This is a genomic window from Paracoccus xiamenensis (assembly GCF_011308835.1).
Lineage (GTDB): Bacteria > Pseudomonadota > Alphaproteobacteria > Rhodobacterales > Rhodobacteraceae > Paracoccus > Paracoccus xiamenensis.
In genome coordinates this window covers 339,095-347,332 of record NZ_JAAOHY010000002.1, presented here as the reverse complement: position 1 = coordinate 347,332, position 8,238 = coordinate 339,095, and the positions used below count along the sequence as shown (strand labels likewise).

Genomic DNA, 8,238 nt, shown 5'->3' with positions numbered 1-8,238 from the left:
AGAAGGGAGCCAGGCGCGCCATCTGCGCGTCGGTCAGCCAGAAGAGATCGCTCATGTCACCGCTCCGTTTTCGGAGGCGTGAATCACGAAGCGCAACAGAAATCAATGCATCCTGACCCTAGGACTATGGTGATCCCGCCTTTCCTCAACCGAGAGACCAGCTTCTAGCGGGTTGCGCGAGAATTTGCTTCAGCCATCATAGTCGGCTTGCTGCGAAGCGCCGCCCCCCCCTCAATGCCCCCCCGAAAACACCAGCGTCCTGAACGGCATCATCGCCACCTGCATGCGCATCAGCAGGGCGTGGACCAGGCCCAGGGCGTCGACGGCGTGCAGCGCGATGGCTTTGGTGGTGGAGGTGTTCGGGTCCTCGATTTCGTCGTGGTGGTTGGAATAGAGGTTGGCGATGCATTGGCTGCCCGGCACGATGTCTGCGAAGCCGCCTGCGTAGAGAGGCTCAAAATACACGGTGACGGTGCCATCGCGGGCGACGGCGCCGACATCGACCAGACGTTCGCCGCCGGCGAACTGGCCGGAGGCGATGTAGTCCTGTTTCTCGGCCACGGTGACGGGGATGACCCGCCAGGGCGTGGTGCTGCAGGCGATTTCGCCGATCATGCCGACCTCGATCACCGGGGCGGCGATCTGGCCGAAGCCGGCCTGAACGGATTGGCGGCCGGCCTCGGACGGGATCAGCAGGCCGGCAGAGCGCAGGATCGGGCTGACGTAATCGCCGGGGCGCAGGCTGAATTGTTCGACGCGGCCCGAAACGCCGGCGCGGATGGTCGATTTCTCGATCTCGATCTGGGCCTGTTCAAGGGCGGCCTCTGCCGTGGCTTTCTGGGCGGGCAGAAGCGTGTTCAGGCGTTCCTGCGCGGCGGTGCGCGCGGCCTCGGCCGCCGCAACGGCGCCTTGGGCGGCGGCGGCGTTCTGTTCCAGCGTCTCGATTTCGCGTTGGGCGACGGCGTTGGAGCCGGAGGCGGCGAGTTGCTGGCGGGTTTGCAGCTGGTCCTGCGCGTTCTGCAGGGCGGCGCGGGCCTGGCTGACATTGCCGTCAGCGGCGGCCACGTCGGCGGCGGCGACGGTCATCGCGGCCTCGGTTTCGGCGATCACGCGTCGCTGAGTTTCAACGGCGGCTTCCTGACGCGCGGTGTCGAGGCGGAACAGCGGATCGCCGGCCTGCACCTCATCGCTGAAGGTGACGTAGACCTCCTCGACCCGGCCGCTGGCGTCGGGAAGGATCGGGATGGTGCGGAACTGGACGGCGACCGCGGTCGATGAGGGGTGGTAGAAGAAGACCACGGTGATCAGCGAGATGGTCAGGATGAAGCAGGCGGTGATGCCGTAGCGCAGTTCGTACCAGACCGAGAAGAAGTTGATCTCTCGCCCCAGCCGTTTGCCCTGCGCAAAGCGGCGGTAGAGGTAGTCGGGCAGGATGGTGATCAGCGAGCAGAGGAGAACTTCGAGCATGATTATTCCCCGGTCTTGCTGTCAGCGGAAGGATCGGCGGCCTGTGGCGGGTTCGGCGCAGGCGGCGGGTCGGTCACGACGGTTCGCCGAGGCATGACCATGCGTTCCAGCGCGTCCGAGATGCGGCCGAGCGGTGTGGCAATGTCGGGCAGGTCGATCATCGCCAGCAGCAGCGCGATGCCCCAAAGCAGGTTGTTATGCGTGAACAGCGCGAGCAGGCACAGGACGGCCACGATTTCGAACTGAAGCTTCTGGCTTTTATGGGCCATACGCTCGGGCAGGCTGTGCAGCCACAGGAAGGCGATGCCCAGCAGAAAGATGAGAATGAGAAGGAAGATGCCGATGCCGACCAGAAAGTAATCCGTCTGGCCGGGCGCAGTGATGAAGGGCGGCAGATAGTGAGTTGCGATGGGATTAACTTCACTGGCCATCATGTCTCTCTTTCTGAATCGTTAGCGCGTCAGTTGCTGCGGCTTTCACCGGCGATCATACGCGCTTTTTATCAATATCTTAGCGAATTGTATCGCCTTTTTTACGCTTCGTGCCGGAGGGCCGCCGGTGAAGTCAGAAAGAAACAGATGTCGCCGCGCTGTGCGGCGACATCCAGATAATTATGCCGCAATGGCTGTGCGCCTTTGCGCGCAGGTTCACGCTTGCAGCGAACGGACGCCTACTTCGCCTTCGCCGCGCGACTTGATCGCGGCGACCGCAGCGATGCTGCCGGCGGCGGTGGTGTAATAGGGGATCTTGTCATAGAGCGCGACGGCGCGGATCTCGCGGCTGTCGTTGATGGCCTGGGCGCCCTCGGTCGTGTTCAGGACCATGGCGATTTCGTCATTCTTCAGGCGGTCGACGATGTTCGGGCGGCCCTCATAAACCTTGTTGACGCGCTCGGATTCAACGCCGTTCTGGGCAAGGAAATCCGCCGTGCCGCCGGTCGCGACGATGCCGAAGCCCATGGCTTTCAGGTCGCGGGCGGCCTGGGCCAGTTCCGGCGTCTTGTCGGCATCCTTGATCGAGATGAAGACGCGGCCCTCATGCGGCAGGGTGATGCCGGCGCCAAGCTGGGATTTCAGGAAGGCACGCGGGAAGTTGCGGTCCCAGCCCATGACCTCGCCCGTCGAACGCATTTCGGGGCCAAGCAGCGTGTCGACGCCGGGGAAGCGGGCGAAGGGCAAAACGGCCTCTTTCACCGAGAACCACGGAGTAATCGGGTCTGCCAGCGTCAGCGGATCGGCGAAGGGCAGCGGGTCTTCGGGGCCGGCGCCTTTGGGGTAAGGCGGGCGGTCGGGGAAGTTCGACATCGGCTCGCCCGCCATCAGACGCGCGGCAATCGAGGCGATGGCGCTGTCGGTGGCCTTGGCGACGAAGGGGACGGTGCGCGAGGCGCGGGGGTTCACCTCCAGCACAAAGATCTGGCCGTCCTTGATCGCGAATTGCACGTTCATCAGCCCGACCACGCCCAGCTTCAGGGCCATGGCGACGGTCTGGCGCTTCAGTTCGTCGATGGTTGCCGCATCCAGCGTGTGGGGCGGCAGCGAGCAGGCGGAGTCGCCCGAATGCACGCCCGCTTCCTCGATATGTTCCATGATGCCGGCGACATGGACGGTCTTGCCGTCCGACAGGGCATCCACGTCCACCTCAATCGCGCCGGACAGGTAGTTGTCCAGAAGCACGGGGTTTTTCCCTGATACATCAACGGCATGCGTGATGTAGCGGTTCAGGTGGTCCATGTCGCGCACGATTTCCATGGCCCGTCCGCCCAGCACATAGGACGGCCGGATCACCAGCGGGAAACCGACGCGGGCCGCGATCTCGCGCGCTTCTTCGTCGCTGTGCGCGATGCCGTTGACGGGCTGTTTCAGGTCCAGCTCGTGCAGCAGTTTCTGGAAACGTTCGCGGTCCTCGGCCAGGTCGATCGCATCGGGCGAGGTGCCCAGGATCGGGATCCCCTCGGCTTCCAGCGCATCGGCCAGCTTCAACGGGGTCTGGCCGCCGAATTGCACGATCACACCGTGAAGCGTGCCATTTTCCTGCTCGATCGCCAGGATTTCCAGCACATGTTCCAGCGTCAGCGGTTCGAAATACAGCCGGTCCGAGGTGTCGTAATCAGTGCTGACGGTTTCCGGGTTGCAGTTGACCATGATGGTTTCATAGCCGGCATCGGTCAGCGCGAAACAAGCGTGGCAGCAGCAATAATCGAATTCGATCCCCTGCCCGATCCGGTTCGGACCGCCACCGAGGATGACGACCTTCTTGCGGTCGCTGGGGCGCGCTTCGTTTTCGACATCGCCCATCGCCGGGGCTTCATAGGTCGAATACATATAGGGGGTCTGCGCTTCGAATTCGGCGGCGCAGGTGTCGATGCGTTTGAAGACCGGATGCAGGCCGTTGTTATGGCGCATGCGGCGGATATCGGCTTCGTCGCGGCCGGTCAGCTTGGCCAGACGGGCGTCTGTGAAGCCCATCATCTTCAATGAACGCAGGCCCTCGGCCTCGGGCAGGCCATTCTCGCGGACGCGGTCTTCAGTCTCGACGATCTCGCGAATGCGGGCGAGGAACCAGGGATCGAAGGACGTGACGGCGTGAATTTCTTCATCCGTCAGCCCGTGCCGCATGGCCTGCGCAACCACGCGAATGCGGTCGGGCGTCTGCATGGCAAGGGCGCGGATGATGGCGGGCTTGCCCTCATCTTCGGCCCCCGGAATGGCGATGTCATCAAGGCCGGTCAGGCCGTTTTCCATCGAGGTCAGCGCCTTTTGCAGCGATTCGTGGAAGCTGCGGCCAATCGCCATGACCTCGCCCACGGACTTCATGGCGGTGGTCAGTTCGGGCTTGCTGCCCGGGAACTTCTCGAACGCGAAGCGCGGAATCTTGGTGACGACATAGTCGATGCTGGGTTCAAAGCTGGCCGGCGTGACCTTGGTGATGTCATTGTCCAGCTCGTCCAGCGTATAGCCGACGGCCAGTTTCGCTGCGATCTTGGCGATGGGGAAACCCGTAGCCTTCGATGCCAGCGCCGAGCTGCGCGACACGCGCGGGTTCATTTCGATCACCACCATGCGGCCATCCGCCGGGTTGATCGCCCATTGCACGTTCGAGCCGCCGGTTTCGACCCCGATTTCGCGCAGAACGGCGATCGAGCCGTTCCGCATCCGCTGATATTCGCGGTCGGTCAGGGTCAGGGCCGGTGCGACGGTGATCGAATCGCCGGTATGCACGCCCATCGGATCGACGTTTTCGATGGCGCAGACGATGATGGCGTTATCGGCGCGGTCGCGCACGACCTCCATCTCGTATTCTTTCCAGCCCAGCAGGCTTTCATCGATCAGCACCTGCGCCACGGGGCTGGCGTCCAGCCCAGACCGGACGATGGCTTCATAGTCGTCCCGGTTATAGGCGACCCCGCCACCGGTTCCGCCCAACGTGAATGCCGGCCGGATGATCGCCGGAAGGCCGATTTCTTCCAGTGCGGACATGGCCTGCGCAACGCCGGCATTGATGTCGTAACGGCCCTTGGCATCCTTCGGCGCGGATACGATGGTCGCCTTGGGGTTTTCCAGGCCGATCCGGTCCATCGCTTCGCGGAAAAGCTTGCGATCTTCGGCCATTTCGATGGCGGCGCGCTGCGCGCCGATCAGTTCGACATTGTATTTGTTCAGCACCCCCGCATCGGCAAGCGCCAGCGCGGTATTCAGCGCGGTCTGCCCGCCCATCGTCGGCAGCAAGGCATCCGGGCGTTCCGCCGCGATGATCTTTTCGACGACCTCGGGCGTGATCGGTTCGATATAGGTGGCATCCGCCATTTCCGGGTCGGTCATGATCGTCGCCGGGTTCGAGTTCACGAGGATGACGCGATAGCCTTCTTCGCGCAGCGCCTTGCAGGCCTGTGCGCCAGAATAGTCGAACTCGCAGGCCTGTCCGATGACGATAGGCCCGGCACCGATAATGAGGATGGACTGGATGTCGGTTCTCTTCGGCATGGCTGGCCCCCGGGCGCTGAACTGTCGGCAAATCGACCGGGGTTATAGTGATGCCTCGCAGGGAAGCAAGGGGCTGCTAGCCGGATTCCTTGGCTATCGGGGGCCGGCGCGGCCATGATTTTGCGCCGGTCACCGCATCATAACGTCCGCCCCGCCACGTCCGCCGCCCGTCGCGCCGTTTACCCGCCTGACAGCAGGGTCAGCGCAGTTGAATATCGGTTTGTCGCCGTGTCGATATGAATTGCACTTCGCGCCAGGAAATTGCGGACCAACTTCTCGACTTTGTCAGGATTGGCAAACTGGTTGATGTCATCAGAGCCGAACATCTTCTTCGCGGCCTCGGTAAATTCCTGAAGCTGGCGGTCGATTGGCAGCTTGGCATAGGCAGAGCCGAAACCGAAAGCCCCTTCGAACACCGCACGCAGAGGCTTGCTGCCCAGTACCTCATACCACTTGGTATCGTTGGAAGAAGACCGTTCGGCCATACTGGCCAGTTCGCGGCGCGCATTCAGGGCGAGCCGCAGGTTCTGATCCCCCTCACCTACGCGCGCCTCGAACTCTCGGTCGATATACTGCGCGGTGATCTTATCGGCAAAGCCGGCCGCCTGAGTCTGCGCTTGGCCAGCAGCGCTGAACCCGAAAGCCTCGGCCAGTCGCTGATAATTCTTGTTCGACAGGCGGTTTGCCAGGCTGCCTTTCTCCGATAGATCGCTTTCCAGCACCTTGCGGATGAAGGCCTTGTTCCCAAGGTCGCCTTCCAGCCCAAAGGCGCGCAGCGCAACATTCAGCAGGCGATAATCAGACAGCAGTTCGTCGGCAGAGGTAACCGAGCCGATCTTGGCCCGAAAATTGTTGGTCGCGGTGGTCACCGCTCCGTCAGCGGCAACCATTTCTCGCTGCCGGACAGAGGTTTTGCCGAGCAGCGCCCATCCGGCCAGGCCACCCGTCCCCGTGAACACCTGATAGCTCATCCCCGCACCGCAAGCAGACGCGCCTCTCTTGGCAGGAGATCGCGCAGGGCACGAAGCGCGCGATAGAAATTGTTTTCGATGATCCCCTCAGTGGCGTCACCAAGCAGATGGCGACTGTCGCGATCCTCGAAGACCTGGGTCAGCTGCTCGATCCCGCTAAGCAGGTTCTTGCGACCGTCTTCAATCGCACGGTCGCCCGACAGAATGAGTTGCACCTCATAGCAGACGCGGCTGACCGGGGTTGTCGCATCGTCTGGGTGAATCGCGTCACGCAGTCGCAGAATATTCGCATGCGGCGTCTTCACGGATATCCGCGCCCTGCGGTCACCGTTTTCAATGACCGCCCCGTTGATGAGGATCCTCTCATTCGGTGCCAGTTTCAGGATAAGGCCGCTCATTCTCCCCCCTGGCCACGAAGGCCCTTCATGATGCTGAGATTGATGTCCACCAGAGCGGAAACATTGCCCCGTCCTGCCAGAACCCCATTTCCGTAACGGATCGAAAACATCGCCAACGAAAGCAATTGCCCTTTCAGCTCGTCCGGGAGTGCGTTCTCCGGACTGGCCAGATCGGCCGCCAATTCCGTCCACAGATGACTGTTGTCGACAATCGCCTGCGCGCCCATCGGGCCAGAGCCCGTTGGGCTGGCGGCCTGCAGCGCGCGCGTAACGCGTGCGAAAAGTTCGTATTCCACCTCGCGCGGCGATTTCGCGAGAGGTGAGCCATATCCGGCAGCGCGGACCATCGAGGTTGCGATCACCCAATCACCCTGTCAATGCATGTGAAGGCCGGGGCGTCAAACCCGCCCCGGCCGTTGGTATTAACCGCGGAACAGCGACAGCAGCGATTTCGGCGCCTGGTTCGCAATCGACAGCGACTGGATGCCGAGTTGCTGCTGAGTCTGCAGCGCCTGCAGGCGGGCAGAGGCTTCTTCCATATCGGCATCGACCAGCGAACCGACAGCCGACGTCATCGAGTCGCCCAACTTCGAGATGAAACTGGACTGAATTTCGATGCGCTTGTTCGCCGAGCCAAAGGCCGAGGCGGCGTCGACCGACGCGCCGATCGCGGCCTCGATGGTTGCCAGCGTGGCGTCCCAGTCGGTTACGGATGTCAGATCAAGCGCGTCCAGATTGGTCATGGCCGCCACGCCACCACCCGTAATTCGCAGGTCGGTGTTGGTCAGGTCGATATCAATCGTAGCAGCCGTGACCGTCCCGTCCTGCGCCCGGTTCAACGCCGACAGGGCCTTGAAGGTCGAGGCACCATCGAACTGGTCACCATTGACCAGATTGATCCCGTTGAACTGCGAACCCTTCACGGTAGTTTCGATCTGGGCTTTCAGGTCTTTGAAATCAGTCTGCAGAGTCGCACGATCAAAGTTGCCGTCCCTGGCAGCCACAATCTTGGCCTTCATTTCACCAAGAAGCTCCTGCACGGTTTCAGCTGCGGCGCCCGCAGTCGAAATGGCGCCCGTCGCCATCGAAAGGCTTTTTGACACCGCCTTGAAGCTGTTGACATCCGATTCCATCACTTTCGAGATGGCCCAGATGGCAGCATCATCCTTGGCATTATTGATGTCTTTGCCGGTCGAGATCTGGTCCTGGGTCTTCGCCAGGTTGGCATTGATCCCTTTCAGGGTCTGCAGCGCAACCATTGCGCCGTTGTTCGTCAGAATGCTGGACATGTTGTCCTCCTCAATATGGCATTTGCCGTTGCATTTAAGGCCATTCTGACCACGGATATATCCGGTGCTTTCAACACAAGGCCGTTTCTACCGGCCAATTATTATTTATCTGCTAACACCGAAAAATTTC

7 protein-coding genes are annotated in these 8,238 nt (G+C 61.8%); all 7 read right to left on the bottom strand.

Features of this window, described 5'->3' with window-relative positions:
* Positions 1-231 precede the first annotated feature (231 nt).
* A complete protein-coding gene (locus G7044_RS08460; RefSeq protein WP_166327954.1) occupies positions 232-1,467 on the bottom strand; it encodes an HlyD family secretion protein in 1,236 nt (411 codons plus the stop codon).
* Positions 1,468-1,469: 2 nt separating this feature from the next.
* Positions 1,470-1,898 carry a hypothetical protein gene (locus tag G7044_RS08455; RefSeq protein ID WP_166327953.1) on the bottom strand — a complete coding sequence of 143 codons (429 nt, stop codon included), beginning with the start codon at positions 1,896-1,898 and terminating at the stop codon, positions 1,470-1,472.
* Between the two features lie 216 nt (positions 1,899-2,114).
* Positions 2,115-5,450, bottom strand: a complete 3,336-nt coding sequence (gene carB, locus G7044_RS08450) for a carbamoyl-phosphate synthase large subunit (protein ID WP_166327952.1) — start codon at positions 5,448-5,450, stop codon at positions 2,115-2,117.
* 179 nt (positions 5,451-5,629) lie between these two features.
* Positions 5,630-6,421 (bottom strand): DUF1217 domain-containing protein, encoded by a 792-nt coding sequence (locus G7044_RS08445; RefSeq protein WP_166327951.1) that lies wholly within the window; start codon positions 6,419-6,421, stop codon positions 5,630-5,632.
* The gene (gene flbT, locus G7044_RS08440; RefSeq protein ID WP_166327950.1) at positions 6,418-6,819 is read right to left on the bottom strand and encodes a flagellar biosynthesis repressor FlbT; all 402 of its coding nucleotides are present in this window, start codon (positions 6,817-6,819) and stop codon (positions 6,418-6,420) included. Before flbT ends, G7044_RS08445 begins: the two co-directional genes overlap by 4 nt.
* Positions 6,816-7,181, bottom strand: a complete 366-nt coding sequence (flaF, locus tag G7044_RS08435) for a flagellar biosynthesis regulator FlaF (RefSeq protein WP_166327949.1) — start codon at positions 7,179-7,181, stop codon at positions 6,816-6,818. The genes flbT and flaF overlap by 4 nt, the downstream gene beginning before the upstream one ends.
* Positions 7,182-7,241: 60 nt before the next feature.
* A complete protein-coding gene (locus tag G7044_RS08430; RefSeq protein ID WP_166327948.1) occupies positions 7,242-8,108 on the bottom strand; it encodes a flagellin N-terminal helical domain-containing protein in 867 nt (288 codons plus the stop codon).
* Positions 8,109-8,238 lie beyond the last annotated feature (130 nt).

Excerpts from the sequence above, each read along its gene's own strand:
- G7044_RS08430 (WP_166327948.1), bottom strand. The coding sequence starts at position 8,108 with ATGTCCAGCATTCTGACGAACAACGGCGCAATGGTTGCGCTGCAGACC.
- carB (WP_166327952.1), bottom strand. The coding sequence starts at position 5,450 with ATGCCGAAGAGAACCGACATCCAGTCCATCCTCATTATCGGTGCCGGG.
- G7044_RS08445 (WP_166327951.1), bottom strand. The coding sequence starts at position 6,421 with ATGAGCTATCAGGTGTTCACGGGGACGGGTGGCCTGGCCGGATGGGCG.
- flbT (WP_166327950.1), bottom strand. The coding sequence starts at position 6,819 with ATGAGCGGCCTTATCCTGAAACTGGCACCGAATGAGAGGATCCTCATC.
- G7044_RS08455 (WP_166327953.1), bottom strand. The coding sequence starts at position 1,898 with ATGGCCAGTGAAGTTAATCCCATCGCAACTCACTATCTGCCGCCCTTC.
- G7044_RS08460 (WP_166327954.1), bottom strand. The coding sequence starts at position 1,467 with ATGCTCGAAGTTCTCCTCTGCTCGCTGATCACCATCCTGCCCGACTAC.